This window comes from Collinsella sp. wc0529 (assembly GCF_046116875.1).
Classification (GTDB): domain Bacteria; phylum Actinomycetota; class Coriobacteriia; order Coriobacteriales; family Coriobacteriaceae; genus Collinsella.
Genome location: NZ_JBJXBO010000001.1, coordinates 804,416 through 826,366, shown reverse-complemented (window position 1 = coordinate 826,366; position 21,951 = coordinate 804,416). Strand labels below are relative to the sequence as shown.

The 21,951-nt window shown below is 59.5% G+C and carries 23 protein-coding genes; 4 read left to right on the top strand and 19 right to left on the bottom strand.

The window, feature by feature from the left end; all coding sequences use genetic code 11:
* Positions 1 to 23 precede the first annotated feature (23 nt).
* Positions 24 to 905 carry an aldose 1-epimerase family protein gene (locus ACKUTP_RS03495; protein ID WP_117847913.1) on the bottom strand — a complete coding sequence of 294 codons (882 nt, stop codon included), beginning with the start codon at positions 903 to 905 and terminating at the stop codon, positions 24 to 26.
* Positions 906 to 1,061: 156 nt separating this feature from the next.
* Here ACKUTP_RS03495 and ACKUTP_RS03490 point away from each other — a divergent pair, with 156 nt between their 5' ends.
* A complete protein-coding gene (locus tag ACKUTP_RS03490; protein ID WP_225093927.1) occupies positions 1,062 to 1,646 on the top strand; it encodes a flavodoxin domain-containing protein in 585 nt (194 codons plus the stop codon).
* A gap of 75 nt (positions 1,647 to 1,721) precedes the next feature.
* On the opposite strand, the gene nagA is transcribed toward ACKUTP_RS03490, so the two are convergent.
* From nagA to ACKUTP_RS03450, 8 genes are all read right to left on the bottom strand, one after another.
* Entirely contained in the window at positions 1,722 to 2,891 is a 1,170-nt protein-coding gene (gene nagA, locus ACKUTP_RS03485) for an N-acetylglucosamine-6-phosphate deacetylase (RefSeq protein WP_409063554.1), read from the bottom strand.
* Between the two features lie 118 nt (positions 2,892 to 3,009).
* On the bottom strand, positions 3,010 to 4,176 hold the full coding sequence (locus ACKUTP_RS03480; protein WP_138374503.1) for an SIS domain-containing protein: 1,167 nt from the start codon (positions 4,174 to 4,176) through the stop codon (positions 3,010 to 3,012).
* Between the two features lie 114 nt (positions 4,177 to 4,290).
* On the bottom strand, positions 4,291 to 5,022 hold the full coding sequence (locus ACKUTP_RS03475; RefSeq protein WP_022094608.1) for a GntR family transcriptional regulator: 732 nt from the start codon (positions 5,020 to 5,022) through the stop codon (positions 4,291 to 4,293).
* 185 nt (positions 5,023 to 5,207) lie between these two features.
* Positions 5,208 to 6,290, bottom strand: a complete 1,083-nt coding sequence (locus tag ACKUTP_RS03470; protein ID WP_055251210.1) for a PTS system mannose/fructose/sorbose family transporter subunit IID — start codon at positions 6,288 to 6,290, stop codon at positions 5,208 to 5,210.
* Positions 6,280 to 7,080 carry a PTS sugar transporter subunit IIC gene (locus ACKUTP_RS03465; RefSeq protein ID WP_022094610.1) on the bottom strand — a complete coding sequence of 267 codons (801 nt, stop codon included), beginning with the start codon at positions 7,078 to 7,080 and terminating at the stop codon, positions 6,280 to 6,282. Before ACKUTP_RS03465 ends, ACKUTP_RS03470 begins: the two co-directional genes overlap by 11 nt.
* Positions 7,081 to 7,170: 90 nt before the next feature.
* On the bottom strand, positions 7,171 to 7,653 hold the full coding sequence (gene agaV, locus ACKUTP_RS03460; protein ID WP_022094611.1) for a PTS N-acetylgalactosamine transporter subunit IIB: 483 nt from the start codon (positions 7,651 to 7,653) through the stop codon (positions 7,171 to 7,173).
* Between the two features lie 36 nt (positions 7,654 to 7,689).
* Complete coding sequence (gene yajC, locus ACKUTP_RS03455) at positions 7,690 to 7,971, bottom strand: preprotein translocase subunit YajC (RefSeq protein ID WP_022094612.1); 282 nt, start codon at positions 7,969 to 7,971, stop codon at positions 7,690 to 7,692.
* Complete coding sequence (locus ACKUTP_RS03450; protein WP_035137680.1) at positions 7,971 to 8,414, bottom strand: PTS sugar transporter subunit IIA; 444 nt, start codon at positions 8,412 to 8,414, stop codon at positions 7,971 to 7,973. Before ACKUTP_RS03450 ends, yajC begins: the two co-directional genes overlap by 1 nt.
* Positions 8,415 to 9,116: 702 nt before the next feature.
* Here ACKUTP_RS03450 and ACKUTP_RS03445 point away from each other — a divergent pair.
* Positions 9,117 to 9,755: a hypothetical protein gene (locus tag ACKUTP_RS03445; RefSeq protein ID WP_409063553.1), complete on the top strand. Its 639-nt coding sequence runs from the start codon at positions 9,117 to 9,119 to the stop codon at positions 9,753 to 9,755.
* A 9-nt stretch (positions 9,756 to 9,764) separates the two neighbouring features.
* Positions 9,765 to 10,004, top strand: a complete 240-nt coding sequence (locus ACKUTP_RS03440) for a helix-turn-helix transcriptional regulator (protein WP_118388347.1) — start codon at positions 9,765 to 9,767, stop codon at positions 10,002 to 10,004.
* Positions 10,005 to 10,118: 114 nt separating this feature from the next.
* On the opposite strand, the gene ACKUTP_RS03435 is transcribed toward ACKUTP_RS03440, so the two are convergent.
* From ACKUTP_RS03435 to ACKUTP_RS03400, 8 genes are all read right to left on the bottom strand, one after another.
* Positions 10,119 to 11,213, bottom strand: coding sequence for a hypothetical protein (locus tag ACKUTP_RS03435; protein WP_117769906.1), 1,095 nt, complete (start codon positions 11,211 to 11,213; stop codon positions 10,119 to 10,121).
* 126 nt (positions 11,214 to 11,339) lie between these two features.
* Positions 11,340 to 12,425, bottom strand: coding sequence for an isocitrate/isopropylmalate dehydrogenase family protein (locus ACKUTP_RS03430; RefSeq protein ID WP_022094615.1), 1,086 nt, complete (start codon positions 12,423 to 12,425; stop codon positions 11,340 to 11,342).
* A 6-nt stretch (positions 12,426 to 12,431) separates the two neighbouring features.
* The gene (locus ACKUTP_RS03425) at positions 12,432 to 13,130 is read right to left on the bottom strand and encodes a HEAT repeat domain-containing protein (RefSeq protein WP_055251216.1); all 699 of its coding nucleotides are present in this window, start codon (positions 13,128 to 13,130) and stop codon (positions 12,432 to 12,434) included.
* Positions 13,131 to 13,145: 15 nt separating this feature from the next.
* Complete coding sequence (locus ACKUTP_RS03420) at positions 13,146 to 13,574, bottom strand: hypothetical protein (RefSeq protein ID WP_055251218.1); 429 nt, start codon at positions 13,572 to 13,574, stop codon at positions 13,146 to 13,148.
* Between the two features lie 5 nt (positions 13,575 to 13,579).
* Positions 13,580 to 14,659, bottom strand: coding sequence for an NAD(P)-binding domain-containing protein (locus ACKUTP_RS03415; protein ID WP_409063552.1), 1,080 nt, complete (start codon positions 14,657 to 14,659; stop codon positions 13,580 to 13,582).
* A 98-nt stretch (positions 14,660 to 14,757) separates the two neighbouring features.
* On the bottom strand, positions 14,758 to 15,711 hold the full coding sequence (locus ACKUTP_RS03410) for a DegV family protein (protein WP_373267675.1): 954 nt from the start codon (positions 15,709 to 15,711) through the stop codon (positions 14,758 to 14,760).
* A 79-nt stretch (positions 15,712 to 15,790) separates the two neighbouring features.
* Positions 15,791 to 16,375, bottom strand: coding sequence for a ribosome hibernation-promoting factor, HPF/YfiA family (gene hpf / locus ACKUTP_RS03405; RefSeq protein WP_055310422.1), 585 nt, complete (start codon positions 16,373 to 16,375; stop codon positions 15,791 to 15,793).
* Between the two features lie 317 nt (positions 16,376 to 16,692).
* Positions 16,693 to 17,718 (bottom strand): substrate-binding periplasmic protein, encoded by a 1,026-nt coding sequence (locus ACKUTP_RS03400; RefSeq protein WP_409063874.1) that lies wholly within the window; start codon positions 17,716 to 17,718, stop codon positions 16,693 to 16,695.
* An 888-nt stretch (positions 17,719 to 18,606) separates the two neighbouring features.
* Here ACKUTP_RS03400 and ACKUTP_RS03395 point away from each other — a divergent pair.
* Positions 18,607 to 19,941, top strand: a complete 1,335-nt coding sequence (locus tag ACKUTP_RS03395) for an IS256 family transposase (RefSeq protein WP_409063237.1) — start codon at positions 18,607 to 18,609, stop codon at positions 19,939 to 19,941.
* A gap of 35 nt (positions 19,942 to 19,976) precedes the next feature.
* Here the strand turns inward: ACKUTP_RS03395 and ACKUTP_RS03390 are convergent, their stop codons facing one another.
* The gene (locus ACKUTP_RS03390; protein ID WP_409063551.1) at positions 19,977 to 21,074 is read right to left on the bottom strand and encodes a hypothetical protein; all 1,098 of its coding nucleotides are present in this window, start codon (positions 21,072 to 21,074) and stop codon (positions 19,977 to 19,979) included.
* Positions 21,075 to 21,084: 10 nt separating this feature from the next.
* On the bottom strand, positions 21,085 to 21,891 hold the full coding sequence (locus tag ACKUTP_RS03385) for a phosphoribosyltransferase family protein (RefSeq protein WP_409063550.1): 807 nt from the start codon (positions 21,889 to 21,891) through the stop codon (positions 21,085 to 21,087).
* Positions 21,892 to 21,951 lie beyond the last annotated feature (60 nt).

Sequence of the window (21,951 nt, the reverse complement as noted above, 5' to 3'; positions counted from 1 at the left end):
CAAAACGAATTGGCTACATGCGACTACAGAATCTCGATTGTGAACGAGCGCACGATGGTTTCTTTGGGCTTGGCGATAAGGCAGCCGCGCTTGTGCTCAAGCACGTCGTCCTCATCGGAGCAGGTCGAAAGACCGCCCCAGGGCTCAACTGCCACAAAATCACCCTCGGGCTTGCTCCACACAATGAGGTACGGGAAGCCCTCAAAGCTCAGGCGAACACCCTTGTCCTCGCCCTTTTTGGAAAGCGTGACCTGACGGCTCTCGAGCACGTCAAAGATGGTCTCCGCAAAATCGAAGAGCTCATGTGACAGAGGCAGCGTCTTTCCCACCATGGGGTTCTTGGAGCGGTTGGTCACGTCAATCAAGCCAGTCGAGGGGACGGCAGCGCAAAGCTCAGCAGCCTCGTCTTTCTCAAAACGCAACTCGTAGTCCGTATAGGCCTCGCCCTCATCGAGCGGGCACCTAAAGCCGGGGTGTCCACCGATAAAGAAAGGCATGTCCTCGGTGCCCTCGTTGGTAACCTCATAGGAGACGCGCACGGCGGCGTCCTCGAGCGTATAGCGGGCGACAAGCTTAAACGGATACGGATAATCGCTCAGCAGCGCGGCGTTATCCTCCGAAGCCAGGCACATCGCCAGCTCGTTCTCGCTCTGGCTCAGCAGCTTCCACTCCTGTTTGCGCGCAAACCCATGGCGGGCGAGCTTCACATGATGTCCGGCAAACGTCATGGCGCTGTTATCGCGCAAACCTCCGCAAATCGGGAAGCAAATCGGTGCCTGGCCGGACCACACGGCGGGATCGCCCTGCCACAAGTACTCGCGACCTCCAGCCTCAATCGAGGTAAACGAACCACCGGCCGTGGAGACCTTGATAGAAATCGAATCGTTGGAGAGAGCGTATTCCATTGTCCATCCTTTCGAACAACTGCTTTTTGCTCGCAAGAACCCGTCTCGGCCCTGACCAAAGGACAAACCCGCACGTTCATCGATGCGTCCGGTTTCCCAGCCATGCAACGGGGTACCATACAGACATTGATGCAATTACAGCTGAAAGGCCTTCTTATGCGAACCATCATCCTTTATGCCTCACACCACCACGGCAATACGAAAAAGCTCGTGGACGCCATCGTCGAGGCGCACCCCGAGATCGATACCCTCGACGTGAAGTCACTCGGTAAAAACGAGTACCCCGACCTGCACGAATACCATCTGATCGGTGTCGCCACGGGCATCTATTACTCCGAGATCGACAAGGACATGGCACGCGTGCTCACGAACGTGCTGCAGCCGCAGGACAAGGTGTTTGGCCTTATGACCTACGGTGGCAAAAACAAGTGGTACGGCAAGGATATCGATGGCATCTGCCGCATGAGGCAGGCCATCTTTATGGGCGTCTACGGCTGTCCCGGCTTTGATACGTGGGGGCCGTTCAAACTCACCGGCGGCGTCCAGAAGGGACACCCGACCGCTGAGGAAATTAAGGGCGCCGTCGACTTCTTCGACAAGATCGAAGACGAGTATGGCGACATCATCGTCGAAGAGTACGCCAAGCGCGAGAAGCGTCTAGCATACGAAAAGGAGCATCCCGCGGGGGGTCTTGTGGCCGGCGTCAAGCGCACGGCAAAGAAGATCGTTAACAAGCTGTAACTGTTAAGGTGCTTTTGAGCGTTTAACCCATACGGCGGGTCCGAGCAGATTCGGGCCCGCCGTCTTTTTCTATCGTTAATCGGTAAGGGCGTTGCCGACGCTCTGGCCGCCAACATACGTCTCGACGAGGGTGAGCTCATGGTCGAACACGACAAAGTCGGCGTCGCGACCCGGCATGATGCTGCCGCACTTATCCTCGATGTGCGCAGAGCGAGCCGGCACCTCGGTTGCCATGCGAATGGCGATATCAGCGCTGGCGATGCCCCAATCGACAATGTTCTTGACGCCCTGGGCAAGCGTGAGCACCGAGCCGGCAATGCTTTTGCCGTCGGCGAGCCAGCACAGGTTGTCCTTCATGATGACGTCCATGCCACCACTGGTGTAGCTGCCCTCGGGCATGCCGCCGCAGCCCAGGCAGTCGGTGATGAGCACCGTGTGCTGCCAGCCCTTTGCCTGCAGCAGTGCCTTGATGGCGGCAGGGTTTACGTGCTTGCCGTCACAGATGATCTCGGCGTAGGTCTCGGGCGTGGACATGGCAGCACCCACGACACCGGGCTCACGGTGATGCAGACCGCGCTGGCCGTTATAGGTATGCGTAAAGCAGCTGGCACCGGCATTGATAGCGGCGATGCACTCATCGTAGGTGGCGTCGGAGTGACCGATGCTGGTCACCACGCCCTTGGCGTTCAGAGCAGCCGCATAAGCAGCGGCACCGTCGCGCTCGGCGGCCATGGCGCTCTTAACGATGCGACCGCCCGCAGCCTCCTGCCACTGGTCGAAAACCTCCTCGGAGGGGTCAATCAGGTAAGCGGGGTTCTGCGCGCCCACGTGCTTCATGGTAAAGAAGGGGCCCTCCAGGTAGATGCCCTGAATGCGGGCACCGCAGAAGTCGGGGCCGCGGCCCTCGTCCGCCTTGGCGATAGCAGCGCAGGCGTCCTTGATCTGTTCGACGCCATCGGTGAACGTCGTGGGCAGCCAGCTGGTGGTACCGCGACGGGCGAGCTCGGTTGAGCTGATATCGATGCCCTCGGGATCGTTATCGGTAGTTGAGTGGTTGTAGAAGCCATGGATGTGAGTATCGACCATACCCGGTGCGATCCACGATCCCGTGTAGTCCTTAATCTCGCAAGAGGGCTCGTCGGCCTGCCAGGCGCCAAAAACGCCATCCTCGACCATAAGATAGCCGCCCAGTTGCGGGCCTGCCGGCAAGAAGAACTTGTCAGCCTTAATTGCGTACGTGCTCATATGCACTCCTTGCTTCTAAAGCAGTTGACTGTGGTAATGCTTATACCCGGTCCATGTAAAAACAAAAAGCGCCCGCCCGCCGTTATGAGCGGACGGGCGCCCTTACAGGGGGACGCGATTAAGCGGTGAAGGGGTGAATCGTCACACCCTTGACCACGCGGTTGACCGTGCCGGTGGGGCTCGGCGTATCGGGCGTGTTGCCCACGCGCACGGAGTTGAGCAGGCTGATAGCCTGGGCAAACATCACGAACGGCAGGGCAAGGTAGCCCTCGGGAAGCGCCTCGTAGCCCTTAAAGGTGAAGGACTCGCCCTCGTAGACGGTAGCGCCATCCTGCTGAACGGCAACGGTGTGCTGAGCAATCTTGTCGCCACCGATCTCGTTGAGGATGTCGATGTCGTACTGACGGGTGTAGGCGTCGTTGTTGACGAACACGAAGACGAGCGTCTTATCGTCGACGAAGGACTTAGGTCCGTGACGATAGCCCATGGAGGTGTCGTAGGAAGTAGCGACCAGACCGTGAGCGAGCTCGAGAATCTTGAGCTGGCTCTCCTGAGCAAGGCCACCGAAGGAGCCAGAACCCAAGTAGGTCACGCGGTTGAAGTCGCCAGCCAGGTAATCGGCGATCTCGGGCTCACGGGAGATGACCTCCTCGCCCATCTTGGCGATGGTCTCGACCCACTCGGCCTTCTGCTCGTCAGAGGCAGTGTCGAAAATAAGGGTGGAGAGCAGGGTCATGCAGGTGTAGGAACCGGTCATGGCGAAGCCCTTGTCGTTGGCGCGCGGGATGAGCAGCGTCAGCGCATTGGGATCATCGGCGGACTCGACGGCGAGCTTGCCCTCGGGAGCGCAGGTGATGTTGAGGAACTTGACGTTGTGGACGAGCTCCTTGGCAACGGCAACGGCGGCAAGGCTCTCGGGGCTGTTGCCAGAGCGGGCAAAGGAAACCACGAGCGTGGGATCCTCGGCGCGCAGGAAGTCGCGCGGGGCGCTCACGATGTCGGTCGTGGCGATGGGCTTAAAGTCGTAGAGATCAGTGTTGCCAGCGTGACGCAGGTACGGGGCGCAGGTATCGCCAACGTAGTCGGACGTACCGGCACCGGTGAAGACAACGGACAGACGACCCTCACCCATAGCGCGAGCCTCGGCCAGGAAGGCCTCGATGGCCTCCTTGTTCTCGCGATAGATGTTGAGCGTATCACGCCAAAGCTCGGGCTGCTGAGCAATCTCGGCCGTGGTGATCTGGGCGCCGAGCTCGGTGAGCTCCTCGACACTCTTCTCGAACATTTTTAATACCTCTCTCTAGAAGTAATCCTCTGACGTGCAATTATACACTTCGGTTGGTTATCTGGTAGTAACCAGTTAAATGCAAAGAATCACCATATGGAAACGATGCGAGCACTAGTTACTGCGCTGGTGGTAAACCTTGTATTTAAACTGATCGGCACGAGCAACCGAGAGTGTGTACTCCACTACCTCGTTTGACTCGTTATACGTAGTCCTGACCAAATCGAGCACAGGCGAGCCCTCGACAATTCCCAAAAGGTGGGCATCGGTGGGACGGGCTATGCTCGCATAGAACTCCTCTTCGGCCACGCGAATCTTTTGCTGAAAGTCCTGCTCAATCACATCGTAAAGCGGCTTACGCTCCAGCAGCGGTCGCTTTAGGGACAGAAATTGACGAACCGGTAGATAGCTGCGTTCGACCATCATGGGCATGTTGTCGGCAGAACGAAGGCGCTTGAGCTTAAAAATGCGATCACCGATGCGCAATCCCATATGCTCGGCCAGATTCTTATCGGCCTCCATCTCGCAAAACTCGAGAATCGTGGTCTCGGGTTCTCGACCCATCGCGCGCATCTGCTCGGTAAAGCTGTAGGACTGCATAAGATTGGTTGCTTTTGCCGAACGGTCGGTCACAAAGGTACCGCGACCGTGCTGCCGAACCACCAGTCCTAAACGCTCCAGTTCCTGCAGAGCCAGGCGTACCGTAGTGCGCGAGAGACCATAGCGCTCCGAAAGTTCGCGCTCGGAAGGAATCATGTCACCGGCGCGATATTCATGGTCAATCTTTTCGGTCAGAATATCGACCAGCTGATCGTACAGCGGTTGCTTACGCGCTCCGATCGCCATCCTATCCTCCCTTTTGCTCGAATTCGGCTAACTACCTAGGGTGTTATGCATTATCTGTCTGCCACACCCGAATCATTAAGAAAACAAAAGCCGCGCGCTCTTTCGAGCACGCGGCTTTTAACATACACATGGCTTAAGGGGTCGGGGTGTGAGCCGCGTAGGGACACACCCCTCAAGCTAGAGCCTTACCAGATGCTCGGCCAGAGACCAAGCGGGCCAGCGCCCAGGATGCCAAGGACGAAGAGCAGGAGAATGCCCTTGGTCGGGGTCCAGCTGTGCTTAGCGAACATGTAGTAAAGCAGCAGCGTAAGCATAAGCGGGACGAGCTTCGGGACGATGGTGTTGAGGGTGTCGGCAACAGAGAAGTTGACCGGATCCTCGGTAACGGTGCCGTAGGTCACGGACTCCATGCCGTTACCCAAATCGGTGACGCCGCACTCGACAGCGTTGCCGTCGGCATCGGAAGCGGTAAGGGCGTTGCCGTCCTTATCGGTCATGGCGATGGTACCGGCCTCAGCGGTCTCGGTATCGATGCCCTCCATACCGGTGAAGTTCTCGGCCTCCTTCTCGGAGACGATCACGGTAGTAGCGGAGAGGCCACGGGTGGTGCCGTTGGGGATCTGGAGGTTGATCTGGGTGCCACCCATGGTGACGACCAGGCAACCGACGACGAAGACGCCCATGATGGAAGCGGCACGCGTGAAGGCCTGCATGTTGGCGGTCAGAGCGTCAATAGCGCTGGTGCCAAGCTTGTAGGACCAGTTCATGAGCCAGAAGCGCAGAGCGAACTGGACGACGTTGAAGATCACCAGGAAGATGATCGGTGCAGCGGCGTTGCCGTTGATGGCCATGTTGGAGGTGATGCCGGCCGTGATAGGCACGAGCGTCAGCCAGAACAGGGCGTCACCGATACCACCGAGCGGGCCCATTGCGGCGACGCGGACGGCGCGGATCGTGGGGATGTCAACCTTGTTCTGCTCGAGCGAAAGCACGATGCCCATAACAAAGGTGACAAGGAACGGGTGGGTGTTGAAGAACTCCAGGTTGTGGCTCATGGAAGCCGCGAGGTCGTTCTTGTTGGTGTGGATCTTCTCCAGACCGGGGATGATGGAGTAGAGCCAGCCAGCGGCCTGCATGCGCTCGTAGTTGAACGATGCCTGCAGGAAGCAGGAGCGCCAAGCCATCTTGTTGAGGGTCTTCTGGTCGAGCTGCGGAGCAGGAGTGAGATCCTCGTAGTGCTCCGGGATCACATACTCATTAGATGCCATCTTCGAAGTCACCTCCGTCAGAAACAGCTGCACCCTTCAGCTCGGTCTGCTGCTGGAAGTCCCAGAAAGCGATGCCGAAGCCGATGAGAGCGAGGATGAGCAGAGCAGGGGTTGCCAGCGAATCGTTGGCAACGGTGATGAGCGCGAGGCCAAAGCCCATGAGGAAGAAGCCCCACATATCGCGGTTCATCATAACCTTGAGCAGGACGGCGAAGCCGACGAAGCGCATCATGCCGCCTGCAGCGGACAGACCGGTCTGCAGCCAAGTCGGGATGGCAGAAGCGATGGTCTGACCGATGGTAGCGCCAGCGATGAAGAACAGGGTGACGACGACAGCGAAGATCAGGCCGAGCAGAGCCATGGCGAAGTAGTTCAGGCGCTCGATGCCCTTGGTGTCCGCGTTGTGAGCCATGTTATCGGCCGTGGACATAAGCGGGGACATAAGCGTGAAGACCAGGGTAACGCCAAGCTGGCCAAGCAGAGCGAACGGAATGGCGAGGCCGACTGCCGCGTTGGGCTCGAGGCCCGTGGCGATAGCGAGAATGGCTGCCATGATGCCGCCGATGACGGCGTTAGGCGGCTGAGCGCCTCCGATCGGCATGTTGCCGATCGTCATGAGCTGATAGGTACCACCCACGAGAAGACCGGTGTTGAGGTCGCCAAGGATAAGACCGATGACGGCGCCGGTGACGATGGGCTGATAGAGAGACTCGAGGAAGTCAAACTGGTCGATTGCCGCGATGAACGTGACGACGAAGACCAGAGCGATCTGGATGATCGAGTATTCCATCTTGCTCCTCCTTTCAAAATGTATGTACGCACTTTGGATTTCACGTACAGAACGTCAGGGTTTCACTCCTGACAACGTGGATCACGAGGATTACGAGAAGAGCTTGCTCGTGTCCTCAACAGGCGTGCTCGGAACGCGCCTGATCTCCAACTCCACCCCCAATTCCTGCAGCTCTTTAAACGCAGCGACATCCTCGTCGTTAACTGCGACGGAGGTGGCGACTTGGCGCTTTCCTTCCGACATGTGCATGTTGCCGATGTTTACCTTCTTTATAGGCACACCGCCCTTGACGAGCGTAAGCACGTCTTCCGGTGTTTCGGCCACGATGAAGATCTTCTGGCGCGGGCTCGCCTTGCCAATGACGTCGATGGTCTTCTGCAGAGAGAAGAAACGCGTAGCGACGCCGGCGGGAGCGGCCATCTTCATGAGGTTCTGGCGCATGGTGTTGGACGCCACGTCGTCGTTGGCGACGAGGATGAGGTTGGAGCCCAGGGTGGAGTTCCACTGGGTGGCAACCTGACCATGAACCAGTCGGTTATCGATGCGGGTAAGAAGAATGTTGGGTTCTGCCATGTTGATCAGCTTCCTTTCGTTATTTGCTGACGACAGTTACTTGATCTCCTGAATCGCGTAACGCGAAACATCTACGACGGCTCCGGATCGGACTTTGATCTGGACCTTCTCGCCTTCGATGCCTTTGACGGTTCCGTAGATACCGCCGGCGAAAAGAACCTCTTGACCCGGCTTGAGCTCGGTGTGCAGCTCCTTGAAGTACTTCTGCTTCTTCTTCATGTTGATTTGCGACCAGATGGTGTAAATCAAGCCCATGATGACAAGCAGGCCTAAAAGGGCGACCGAGGAGCTCAGGACGTTGGCTCCGAAATCGGCCATTAGATGCCGTCCTCGTCGCCGAAGATATCCTCTTCCTCGGAGCCGGCAACGGATGCGACCGTCTGGGCGGTGACGCCCGTCTGGCCAACGGTCACGGCCTGCTCGCCAAGCTCGGCGAGCGTGGCATTGCCGCGGAGGAACAGAAGCTCAATAACCATGGGAAGGTTGGTGCCAGTCAGAACCTCGACGTTGTCGACATCCTGGGCAATCATCATCGACTGGTTGAACGGGGTGCCGCCAAGCAGGTCGGTAAAGACGAGCACGCCATCGCACTCCTCGCGCATGGCGGTAATAGCGGCGCGGAGATCCTCACCGTAGGAAGCAGCCTGGTCGCCCTCAAAAGGAACGACGGTAAAAGCGGGCTGGTCGCCGGCAACCATAGCGATAGCGCTAGCTAGGCCGGGTGCGAACTGTCCATGACCGGTAAGAATAAAGCCAACCATTCAAATTTCCCTTCCGAAGGTGTGTACAATCTGAGTCCGATGATTTTCGGAAGCCAGCGGGCGCTCGCCCTTAAAGCTTCTTAGAAAGCGTTCTTTGAAGACCAGTGGTTTCTAAACTGGTAGTAACCACGTGACGTGTTGTTGTCACTATATCACCCCAGAAGAGGTCGCTTTCCTTGATTCATACGGTAAAACGTTTTTGCACCGCTCACGGTGATATTTCGACCGTTTACCGGTCGTTAACACTTCTACCTGCGGTTTTGAAACCGTTTCGAAATGCTTTGGCAAAAGATCGGAACTTTTCCTGTCCCTAAACAACGCAGGGCGGCTAAAAATAGCGTGCAGAAAAATTGCAGGTCATTGTGAAGATATGTGAATTGGTCTTTTTGACTTAATACCAGTTAGAACCAGTTTTGAGATTATCGGTGAACGGTAGTTTTCGACCGTTCACCGGTTACTTGCAATCGTTTGCAGTTGTTTTCCCATATGAATCGGGGAACCCGATGAAGCACTTGTGCGATCACGGAAAGTTTTGACATTTGTCCTCATCCCCCGCGCGCCAAACTCCGACACCCAAAATGAGCCATAGCTCTCGCTATTCGTCTCACAAACATTACTTACTCTAATCTGTAATTGTTTATCGTTTATCATTAAATATGATATAAGATACAAGTATCATCCAAGACATTGGTTGGAGGAGCTATGATCCGCTGGAACGTATCCAAATCGAATGAAGCCATCGACCGTGAACAGGCAATAGCCGATCTGAGGAAGCTCACTCGCATCTGCAAATGGGCCACAATCTGCACCACCGTGGCGCTCGCTCTGGGACTTCTCGCAGTCATTGCGATTGACCTTCTACTCGTATTGCCTAGCCTCTCCCAAGGGTCGTGTCTCCAATCCGTAGAACTTCAAGGCGGCGAAGGGCCGTGCCTGGCTATCGTCGGTACCGATGCGCAGACCCCACTTATGCTCGTCGCACACGATGGTCACACTGCCATAGGGAGCCTCTTGATGACATGCCTCGCGCTTACCATCGCGCTAAGCGTGCGCAGGCTTTTCTTCAACATTGAAAAGGAAGGCAGGCCCTTTGACCTTGAATGTAACCACACACTTCGTCGAGTAGGACATTTATTCCTTATCGGCGGCGTTGCCGTGAGGCTTCTTGGTGCCGTAATCACGGGAATAATACTCTCAGGATTTGGCGGCAGCTTTACGGATGCGTTCGTCGGCCAGTTATTCGAGCCCTCCATGCTCTTTGCAGGCCTGATTATTTGCCTGATTGCCAGTATCTTCCGCTACGGGTATATCCTGCAAAAACAAGATGACGAGTTGCTCTAGGGGGAATCCATGATTATTCTGCGGCTTGACCGCATGCTCGCCGAACGCAAGATCTCATCCAAAGAGCTTGCGGAACGCGTGGGCATCTCCCAGGTCAATATGTCACGCATTAAGACGGGCAAGGTTTCTGCCATACGTTTTTCAACTCTTGACGCGATATGTCGGGCACTCGACTGCCAACCGGGCGATGTACTGGAATATATATCCGACGATGAAGCCGATAGCCTTTTTGGACTTAAAGATGAATAGCCATAATTAAGCCGCCAATCACGCCCTCAACGCAAAAAGTCCGCCAGAACGACTTCCGTACTGGCGGACTTTCTGCTGTCTATCGGCTAGATGCTCGATGAGCCGTGCGACTCTTTACGCAAACAGGCCGTAGATGCTGATGTTGGCCTTGGCGTAGAGGCCGTTAGCATACTCGGTCCACTTGGAGCTGGCGCTCGAAGCCTGCGAAGAGTACTGCTGGTAAGCAGTGTAGTAGGCGGTCATGGCCTGCTTATAGGTAGCGCTATCGGCCGTAAAGGCATCGTCGGCAAAGGCCTTAGCGTAGGTGCCGTTCTCGTCCTTCCAAGTGCCCTTTGAGCTATCCCACTCATCGCCGGCAAGGTTGATGATGTAGTCGGCGTAATCCTTGCTCGCGGTCTCCTCGTTGCCGTCAGAAGGCTCGGTCGGGGCGGTCGGCATGCTTGCGGAGCTATCGCCCACCTTCTTCTTGTAGAGCTTCTGCAGCGTCGCGGACTGGCGGACGATCTGCTTGGCCTGGTCCTTGGACACGCCATACTGCGTGGCCATGGTCTTGTAGTCAGAAGTGCCGATGGAATCCTCGGCGTACTTCTTCATCTCCTTGGAAGAGACGGTAATGCCCTCGTCCTCGGCGGCATCGAGCAGGATCTTGTTGCGCACGTAGGACAGGATGACGTCGGCAGAAGGAGCGGTGTAGTTGCCATCACTATCCTTGACGGTATCGAGGCTGTACTGGCTCTCGATGGCCTCGCGCGCGGTGATATCGCTCTTCTTGCCGTTGTAGCTATAGCTTGCCACGGTCGAATCGAGCTGGTCCTCGGTCAGGGTCGCCGAGCCGACACCCTTGCCGCCAAAGCCGCCATTGCCAATAAAGAAGCCGACCACCGCAGCGATCACGACGGCAACCACAAAGGCGGCGATCATCGTCTTCTTGTGCTTGGATACGCGATCGTCTTCATCGGAACCCAGGATATCGTCGTCCTCATCCTGGGCCTCGGGCATCAGATTCTCGTCAGCGGCATCCGCGGCAATCTGAGCCTCCAGACGGGCGTCCTCCTCCTCGGCCGTCGTACCGGCAGCAATGTGCTCGGCAGACGTACCGGCGACCAGATCGATCTTCTCGTCCTCGTCACCGTCGGGGCCTTCGCCGCGCTCGATGATCTGGATGCCGTCGATCTCGTCCTTCTCGTCCTTCTTTTGAATCAGACCCATATCAGTTACTCCTTGTTAGGAAACATAGTCTTCAATAGAATACGCCCGACAGAGTGCCGGGCGTATTGATTCTTAGGTTATACGCAAACACTTAAGTACTATTTAGGCGTTTGCAGCGTGCCTACCTTAGGCCAGGTGCGCGATAACGGCATCGGCAAAGGCCTGCGTGCCCACCGCACCCTCAACGGAGCCGGTCTGGGCACGGCGCACGTCGCCGGTAACCTGCTCGCCCTCGTCGAGCGTGGCAGATACGGCGGCGCGAATGCGATTGGCAGCGTCGTTCTCGCCCAGGTGATCGAGCATCATCGCAGCAGAGAGAATCTCGGCCGTGGGGTTGGCGATATCCTGGCCAGCGATATCGGGCGCGGAGCCATGCGTTGCCTCGAAGATGGCGCAGTCGGCACCGATGTTGGAGCCGGGGGCCATACCCAGGCCACCTACCAGGCCGGCGCACAGATCGCTGACGATATCGCCGTACAGGTTGGGCAGCACCAGGACATCGAAGTCGTTGGGGTTCTGGACCAGGCCCATGCAGGTGGCGTCGACGATCTTGTCGTTGAACTCAATATCGGGATAGTTGGCGGCCACCTCGCGCGCAACGCGCAGGAACAGGCCATCGGTCGCCTTCATAATGTTGGCCTTGTGCACGGCCGTCACCTTTTTACGGCCGCAGCGGCGGGCGTACTCAAAGGCGTACTCCACAATGCGGCGGCTCTTGGCGATGGAGATGGGCTTAATTGAGATGGCGGAATCGGCGGCGAAGGTCTTCTGACCCGAGCGCTCGACAAGCTGTGAGAGCTCCTCGACCTCGGCAGCGCCCTCATCGAACTCGATCCCGGCGTAGAGGTCCTCGGTGTTCTCACGCACGATGACCAGGTCGACGTCGCGGAAGCGCGAGCCGTCGCCCGGCTGCGACAGGCAGGGGCGCACGCAGGCGTACAGGTCGAAGTGCTTGCGCAGGGCCACGTTAACGCTGCGGAAACCCGTGCCGACCGGCGTGGTGATGGGGCCCTTGATGGCAACCTTGGTCTCGGCGACCGCATCGAGCACGTGCTGGGGCAGCGGCGTGCCAAACTCGTCCATGACGCCGGCACCTGCCTCCTGGACGTTCCAGTTGATCTGGACACCGGTGGCCTCGACCACGCGGCGCATGGCCTGCGTAATCTCGGGACCGATACCGTCACCGGGAATCAGGACTACATCGTGCGCCATAATCTGTTACTCCTCGTCTTCGGCGTCGTCAGATTTTTTAACGCTAGCACGCTTCTTCTTTTTGGAGAGATCCAGGCCAAAACGTTTAACAAGCATTTCGCAAATCTCGCTCGAACGGGCCTTGAGATAGCTGCCCTTGCCGTTCTCGGCGTCGAACTTAAGGCGCAGCGCAAGCTTCTCGGCGACCTCGGCGTCGATCTCGCCCTGGCCAAACTCGTACAGGCAACCGAGCATATCGCGATACTCAAGGTCGCCGTGGTAGCACTGGATGGCCTCGTCTAGGATGGGCCAAGCCTCGCGTGAACGCTCAGCACTCGTGGCGCCCCACACGCACAGCAGGCGGAAGGCGGCATAGCGCAGCGTGGAGGAAATCTCGTCGAACAGTGCGGTCTCGGCGCCCTCAAAGGCATCGCCCAGCTGCTCGGGGCAGGTGGTGGCGAGCGCCGTCAGGGCATCGAGGGCCTCCCAGCGGGTCTGAGCCTCGGGGCGGTCGAGCGCCTCGATCAGCGCGGGCACGCAGGGCACCACGCGCTGCGGATCGCGCTCGGCAAGCAGGTGCAGCACGCGGGCGGCAAACTGGCGGATACGGCGCGTGGGGCAGCCGAGCTCCTGGACCAGGCGGTCGACGGCATTCTCGTTCTCCTCTGCCAGCTGAAGCTGTGCCAGCTCCTCGTCGGTGAGCTGTTCGTCTTTGTTTTCTGCCATAGTTACCTCTTTTTACTATTTCTTAGCGTGCTTGCCAGCACCCTTGCTGTCATCGGTGACCGAGATGAGCTGTCGGTCGGCAGCGCCATTACGACGCGCACGGCGGCGTTCCTCGGCATCGCCCGCGTCGGCGGCGGCGCGGTGTGCCTTGTTGACGTTAAAGACCTCGTCGTGCTTGCGCCACGGACCGACGGACTCGCCAAAGCTCATCTTAAGGCCGGCGATAAAGCCGCCGAGCCAGCCGATCGGCGCAAACTGCACCAGCGGGAACAGCGAGAACACCCAGGTCAGCAGGACGACTGCCGCAGCTCCCGCAAAGTTGGCAATCCAGTAGTCGCGCTTGGTGATGACGCGCTTTTCGCACGCCCACTGGCCGCACAAAAAGCCGATGTAGATCGCAAAGAGAAAGAGCACCAGCGCAAGCACCACGAACGTCAAGCTCATAGGCGCTACTCCCCGTGATGGTGGCCGCAGCAGCACTCGTGGCCGTCGTCATGACCGTGACCGCCGCAGCACTCGTGGTCCTCGCCATGGTGGTGTCCACAACCGCACTCGTGGTCGTCGCCACGCTCGCCGCAACCGCAGCCTTCCTCGTGAGCACCGTGCTCCTCGGGACGATACTGCGACCAGTCCAGACCGGCGGCGATGGCATCGGCCTCCTCCTTATAGAGGACCGTGACGGCCTGGGTGCCCAGCTTGGCGCCACCGATGGCATCGAGCATGTCGTAGAGCGTAAAGGCCACGTCGGCGCCGGGCAGCGCAAGCTCACGGTCGTCGGCATAGGCGAGCGCCAAGCGCAGGTCCTTAATGAAGTGCTCGACCATAAAGCCGGGCTTGTAGTCGCCGTCGAGCGCCTTGGGCGCCAGGCTCTCCATGGCGCCGGACTTGCCGGTGCCACCCAGGATCATCTGACGGGTCTTCTCAAGATCAAGGCCGCTCAGCTCGGCAAACGCCAGCGCGTCTGCCATGCCGACCATGCAGGCGCCCAGCGACACCTGGTTGGCGAGCTTGGCAGCCTGGCCCTTGCCGGCGCCATCGAAGCAGCAGATGGTTGCCGCAAAGGTGGAAAGGATGTCGCGGACCGGCGCGATGTCGTTCTCGGTGGCGCCCACGATAGCCGTGAGCGTGCCGGCGATGGCACCCGACTCGCCGCCGGTGACGGGGCAGTCAAACGCCATGCGACCGGAGACCTGGGCGGCCTCGGCAATATCGCGCGCCAGCTCGGGCGAGCTCGTGGTAAGGTCGATCAAGACCGCACCCGGCTTGGTGCACGCGAGCAGGCCGTCGCCCGCCAGGTAGAGTTCCTCGACCTCGGAGGGATAGCCCACCATGGTAAAGACGACATCGGCGTTCGCCGCGGCATCGGCCGGCGTATCTGCCCAGACGGCGCCGCGCTCGATAAGCGCCGCCGCCTTGGACTTGGTGCGGTTGTTGACCGTGACGGGATAGCCGGCGTCCAGAATGTGGCCGGCGATGGGGGCACCCATGATTCCGGTGCCAATGAATGCGACGGAGAGCTTGTTTGCCATGAAACCTTTCCTTTTGGGTTGGGTGTTGTTACCAGGTTGAATACTCGGTGCCAGCGTTTGGGCTGTGAGTCGAGGGCGATTACGGACGCAGCGCTTGCCTACTGACCACGCACGCGGCGGGCGATACGGTCGGAAAGCGACGCCTTGTCGGCGCGGTTCTTACCCCAAAACGCGCAGCCCACCATGCCGGGGCCCACGTGCGAGCCGATGGTGGGACCCACGGAGCCGCGAATGATCGTGACGTCGGCGCAACCCTCCTCCTTGCGGATGGCGGCTTCGAGCCAGTCACCATCCTTTTCGGCATCGGCCGTCATGATGGCGATGGGCATGGTGCGATCGGGCACGTAGTTCTCGCGGAACGACTTGAGGATGGACTTGAGCGCCTTCTTGCGGCCGCGGTTGACGCCGATCAGCGACAGCGAGCCGGCCAGGTCGTAGGAGAGCTCGGGCTTGACGTCGAGCTTTGCCGTGAGCTGCGCCGCCGCGGGAGGAATGCGGCCGCCGGCAGCCAGCGCGTCAAAGCTCTCGAGCGTAAAGTAGCCGTGGACGTAGGTCTTTGCCTCGTTTGCCCAATCGACCAGCTGCTTGGCGGTCAGTCCCGCCGAACGCTGGCGCACGGCCTCGAGCGCCAAGAGCGCGCCGGTCGCACAGGGCAGAGCGTTGTCGACCACGTAAAGCTCAAAATCGGGATACTCGGCGCGCACGGCATCTGCCGCCTGGCACGCGGAGTTGTAGCTCGACGACAGCGCCGAGGTAAAGCACAGGTAGACCGTGGGTGTGCCCTCTTTGGCGCACTCGGTAAAGAACTCGATATAGCGACCGAGCGACACAGCCGAGGTGGACACGCGGGCACCGGCGCGCATGCGGTCGTAGAACTCCTTAGGGCTCATGCTCGACCAGATATCGTCCGTGCGCTCCTCGCCATCGATGATAAAGGGGAAGCCCAAGATATCGACATCGAGGTTCGCGGCGACCTCGGGGCTAAAGTCGCAGCAGGTATCGACGACGATGCGGCAGCGGTCAGAATGGCCGGTAGATGCAGCCTTGTCCATCAAAGCGACTCCTTACGTAAAAAGGCGGCCACCCGCATGGGATGGCCGCCAGCCGTTAACTCATGCAAGTTAACGTATTTTACTCGTCAAGTGTTTCGATGCGGGGCTTGATGATGCCATATCCACCATTCTTACGGTGATACACCACATTGATGAGGCCAGTCGTCGCGTTCTCGAACACGTAGAAGTCGTGGCCGAGCAGATCGGTCTGCACCAGCGCCTGCTCCTCAGTCATCGGGGTGACATCGATGACCTTCTCGCGGACGAGCAGGTCGTCCTCCTCCTCGGGCAGCAGCAGGTCGGCCAGATCCTCGACGCGCTCGACCGGTGCGACATCCGCTGCGCTGGCACCGCCCTGGCGGTTGTCCACGACCTTGGTCTTGAACTTGCGCAGCTGGCGGGTGACCTTATCGGCGGAGAGGTCGATGGCGGCGTACATATCTGCACCGTGCTCGGCAACGCGAATCACCGAACCGCGGACACGAACCGTAACCTCGACGATTGCCGGGTTGGGGTTCGAGGGGTTCTTCTCATAGCGAAGTACAACGTCGACCGTCATGGGCTCGATATCGAAAACCTTGAGCGCCTCGCCGATCTTCTCATCCACATGCGCACGCAGAGCATCGGTTACCGTCGTCTTGCGTCCAGAAACCTTGATATCCATACGTGGCTCCAATCTGCCTCGGGGACTTACTGTACTGGCTATGTACCCATTGCCGTGCATTTAATCACGCGGATTCCCAAAGACCCGAATAACGATTGCTTGATACCGCATACCGAAGTCTCGCACTTTTCTGTGGCAAAGTGCGCTATAGGAGGGCGACGGCAGAGTTGGTTTTTCTTCTTGAAATTGGCTTTGACCTGCTGGTTTTATAGGGATGAAAAAGCCGGGCTCCTCTATTGGGGAAGCCCGGCAGTGCGTGTTGAAACCGTGAAGAGGTGTCCTTTCCAACGTATAGGAGACACCACCCCTAGCAATAACTAGCTATTGAGTTTGTTAATGTCGTCGTCGGTGATGGCGCCTTCCTGGCTGGACGATTTGTCCTCGGAGGATGCGGTCTCATTGTTGGAATCGGAGAACTCGCTGCCGGAGGACGTGGTCTCACTGGACTCAGAGTCGACCGGCTGCACGTTAGCGCCCGAAACCGTCTTAGTGGTGAGGTCGTAGGGCATCGTGCCATACCAGACAGAGTGGACCGCCTCGAGCGTGCCGTCGGCCGTAATACCGTCGAGGGCATCGCTCACGGCACGGCACAGTTCGTCATTGGACGAGAGGCCCGCAACACCAAGCGTCGAGGGCGCCTCGAGCGCACCGACATAGGAGACCTCGCTCATCAGGCGTGCAAGGTAGCCGCCGGCCGTGGAGTCGCAGATCACATAGTCGACCTCGCCGGACTCGAGCGCCTCAAAGCACTCGTTGATGTTGGAGTAGGTCTTTTGGTTGGCGGTGATGCTCTGCTTAGCAAGCGCCTCCTGCGAGGCCGAGGACGTCTGAACGCCCAGGGTGGACGTGTTAAGGGTATCGGTGGAAACGCTTAGCGACCCACCATCGCTAGTTTTACCGAACACGGAAGTGGCATCGTACAGGCAGGTGCCGAGCGAGCTAATGTCCCCGTCCGTGGAGTTAATCTCGCCGATAAAGATATCGGCCTTTTTGTCGCCGAGCGCGGAACCTGCCGAAGACGCATCGACAAAGGAGACCTTAAGGCCCATGCGGCTTGCGAGGGCGCGGGCGGCGTCAACCGCATACCCCGTGAGCTCGCCGTCGGCGTCCTGCATGGCCTGCGGCGCATCGGAAGTATCGAGGGCGACCGTCAGGGTTCCGGGAGTGACCAGGGCGTCGTCCGACACCGCCGGCGTGACGGTCTCGTACTCGATCTGGTCGATCGTGGGAGTCGTGAACGTAGACAGCGGGTTGAACGCGCATCCGCTCAGGCCCAAAACGGCGATGACCGCTGCGGTCCCAGCACCTAACCGAGCCGCGTGCATCAAGCTGCCCCTCACCATGTCCACTACCCTACCTTCTGTGTCGTATACGATCCGTGCGTTGCACGGAATATCAGGTTGTTCCCACCAGCTGACCTGGTATTTGACCCCACACTTGCGCACCGGGGTGTTTGCTCGGGAGGCCGCAGCCACCTTCACGACTGGCCCGCTCGCCCGCGAGGCGGTATTGCCCCAAAGAAAGTCGAACGGACGGTGCGGCTTACATCTAGGACGCGCCATGATCGCGCCGCGCGCACGCGGTCGCTTACGTGGATCCCTTTGACCGCGTCTGTCTTGGACTAGGACGGGCATTTCGTCCGTCCGCAACCACAGCCTGGTAGGAACGAAGCGCATTATAGCTAAGTTCAAGCTAAAGTTTAAGGTTAGGGGCGTTATTCGCATCGCGAGTACAGATTTCGCAGGTCAGGACGGACCGCACGTACTCTGATTGAGCCCGTCGCTCCCCTATGGAAAGCCCCAACACACCCGTCTTAGGGCGCCGTGGCCAAAAAATAGCAAATATGAGTACTGTTACCAATTTAGTAGCAGGAGTTTTTGGCTCTGCAAGCTGTTTTCACGCTCTATAACGTCAGATTGATGCCAGGATATTCCACATTTGTTTAATAACTTTCTAATTTACCCCCTCTTCCAGTCCCAAAATCCCTGATTTTGCTGTTACTGAATTTGTAGCAGTACTCATATTTGCTATATTTTGGCCAGAGCATATATCCAACCCTCTGTTTCAGAGCATTGTTAGGCGGGTTTAAGCCCAAAACACGCCCGCAGCGTGTTAAGCAGGGTAGCGCACAGAGATGTGGTGTAAGAGGCGGGGCATGCCCCGCCTCCGCCCTTTCTTGAAAGGGAGGGGACACCGCCTAGAATTCGTCGTTGGAGTAATGAAGGTGACGAATGGAAGGAAAGGCGATGCCCCAAGAAGAGAGTGTACTGCGCCTCGGTCGCGACGAGGCCCTCGAGGCGGCGAGGCTTTGGCAGGAGTGCGGCGACGCGCGCGAGTTCGCGTGCAGGGTGCTGGGCGGCGTGATGAACGCACTGATGGACTCCGAGGCCCAGCAGATGTGCGGCGCGAGCCGCAACGAGCGCAGCGACGGCAGGGAGAACAGCCGCAACGGCTACCGCCCCAGGTCGCTCAAGACCGCCGTGGGCGACGTGGAGCTCGAGATACCCAAGCTCAGGCACGGCACCTACTACCCCGAGGGCATGCTCGCGCGATGGTCGCGCGTCGACACCTCGGTGGCCGCCATCGTGCAGGAGATGTACGTGTGCGGCGTGTCCACCCGCAAGGTCGAGCGCGTGGCGTCCAAGCTGGGCATATCCTCGCTGTCGAGCTCGGAGGTCTCGAGCCTCTGCTCCGACCTCGACGCCGAGGTGGCGGAGTTCCGCCGCCGCGACCTTTCGGGCACGCCGTGCTGCTACCTGTGGCTCGACGCCACCTACATGAGCTGCAGGGTCGGCTCGTCGGTCGTCTCGCAGGGCGTCGTGACCGCGATCGGGCTGGGCGCCGACGGGCGCAAGCACTTCCTGGGCTGCGACGTGGTCGACACCGAGAGCGAGGACTCCTGGGCGGCATTCCTCGGCGGGCTGCGCGAGCGCGGGCTGGCCGGCGTCCGCCTCGTGGTCTCCGACAGCCACGCCGGGCTCGTGGCCGCCGTCTCGCGCCTGTTCCAGGGCTGCGCCTGGCAGCGCTGCGTGACGCACCTGCAGCGCAACCTCCAGAGCGCCTGCTCGGGCAGGCCCGAGGACTCCAAGGCGGCCGTCAGGGACCTCGTGCACGCCGCGGTCTACCAGGACGACCCCGACCTCGCGCGCTGCGTGTGGGCCGAGGCGGCGCCCTGGGTGGCGTCGGTGTCCGCCAGGGCCGGCGAGGTCTTCGAGCAGGCCGAGGACTCCGCGCTGGCGTTCACGGCCTTCCCCAGGGCGCACTGGGCCAAGCTCCGCACCAACAACGTCCAGGAGCGCGCCAACCGCGAGATCAAGCGCCGCTACAGGGTCGTGCAGTCCTTCCCCTCGAGGGAGTCGATGCTGCGCCTGACGTGCGCGAGCCTCATGGAGACCGAGGGGCAGTGGTCCCAGCAGCGCGTGTTCTCCGAGGCCTCGGCCGCCGAGGGCTTCGCCGAGACCGCGGACAGGCCGGCCCCGACAGAGGGGAGGCGCCGCGCGCTCGGGCGGCGCGCCAGGGAGATAGTGGACGAGATAGTCGAGAAGCGCGGCCTCAAGAAGGAGTAACATCGGGGCTTGCAGCGACGGACCTCAGGACACTCTTACACCACGTCTGCGCGCGCCACCTTAAGCAGCGCCTCTTGCTTTTTCCTGCGGGCATCGACACGATTCCGGTACCGCTTTCGCATACGCTGGTGCATGCGCCATGCGAGCGCCTCCATTGCTTCCATGTCGCAGAGCATCTCGTTATTGACCGTCGCGACCTCGATTCCCATAGTAATCAAGCCCGTGTTGCGTTTTTCATCATGGATACGTCCCCTCCGGGAGGAATGGCCCAGCTCACCGTTGTATTCCAGGTCAAACTGGGCTGCTTCCTGATACGCATCGCAAACTGCATGCGGCATCCCCGAGATTGCCCGCGCGCGGTCATCGAACTCGATCTTGTAGTCAGTCTTAAAGGGACCGCAGGCAAATCCGCCATAGGAAAACGGAAGCGAAAACAGAGCGAGCATGATGCACTCCATGGGCGAGCGCGGGTTTTCTGACAAGTAGGGACACAGACGCTGCAGTTGTTTGGCCGCATTCCCCTTGCATACCGCGAGGTAATCTGCCAGACGATCGGGCGTCAGCACCGGCTCAACCTCAAAGTAGCCCACGTCTGCTGGCTGGTCCTTGTCCTTTGCAAGTTTATTCGTAACGGGCGAGGTGTAGGGAGGCAGATACTTCCCGCGGTCACTCAGCGAAATCTTAGAGCACAGCTCCTGGGCCAGGGCAAATGCCTGGATACAGCCGACCTCGCGCGCGACGGCTACGCAAAGGGCCTCGGGAGATTGACTGTACACCCCCGGTTCCACCTCTAGAATCGAGCCGGCGGGCAACTCGGAGCATACGGACCAGCTCACGCCAAGAATACGGCGGCGCTGCGCCGCAGATCCCACCAGCAAGCAAAGATCTTCTTGCACCTCGCCGCTTGCGGCCCCAATCCGCACCAAGTCGGGAAGATAGATGTCCTCGGTCGAGGGCGACGACGTGCGCAGCACATGGCGCTCTTCATCGGGATCAAGGTCCCTCCAGCTTATGTAGCCCATCTGCCGGCGCTCGGAGCGCATCATGCGTAGCGCCGAGGCGCCTGTTAGGATTACGGAAGCCGCTAGCTGTTCGCTTGTCGGCTCGTTGCGCCGCTCAATCTTCACTGCCACAAAACCACCCCTACCAAACGCGTGCGATAGCGAGGCCATCAACGGCCGCGGCACCGGCGCGCTTGAGTTCCGCCGAAGCCGCGGCCATCGTCGCGCCCGTGGTGATAACGTCATCGATAAGCAGCAGGCGGCGGCCGTGCACGTCCTCAACCGTCTCATACATGCCTTGGGCACGCTCGCGGCGCTCCTCACGACCGAGTTCGCGCTGGTCGCCATGGCCGTACTTGACCAGGGCGTCCAGCAACGGCACGCCCGACAGCTCGCAAAATGGGCGCGCAGTGGCCTCCATATGCTCGAAACCACGCCGCCGAAACGCTGCCGCCGTCGCAGGCACAAACACCACCGCATCCGCACCGGACAGCACACCTCCATAGCGATCGGGCGCTACGACCTGGGCATGCAGGGCGGTGTCGTAGAGCAGCTCCGCCAGATACGGAGCCAGACGTCGCTCGCCCGCATCCTTGTACGCTTTAATGATGCGCGGCAGCGGATGCGCATAGACGGCGCACGCCAGGCAGCGGTCGAGCGCCTCCGTCATTGCCGAGGACGTGCCCTCGACCGAACACTCAGTGCACAGCAAATCCCCAAACGGGGCGCTGCATCGGGTGCAGCTATGACGTGGGTCGATGAGCGTGAACGCGGCAAGGCAGTCTTGGCAAATAAGCGCACCGGCGCGCTCGCAGCCGGCACATCGTGTTGGCGACAATGCCTCGAGCGCCTCGCGTGCCACCCACTCGGCAAACGGTAGTAATTCGTCCGCAAACGGTAGGGCACCGGCACCCTGCAAACAGCTCAATATGTTCAGATGGCTCTTCAAGACACAACCCTCCCTACGTTCGGCCGCAGGGAGGGTTGTTGATTCGGCGCTATGATACCC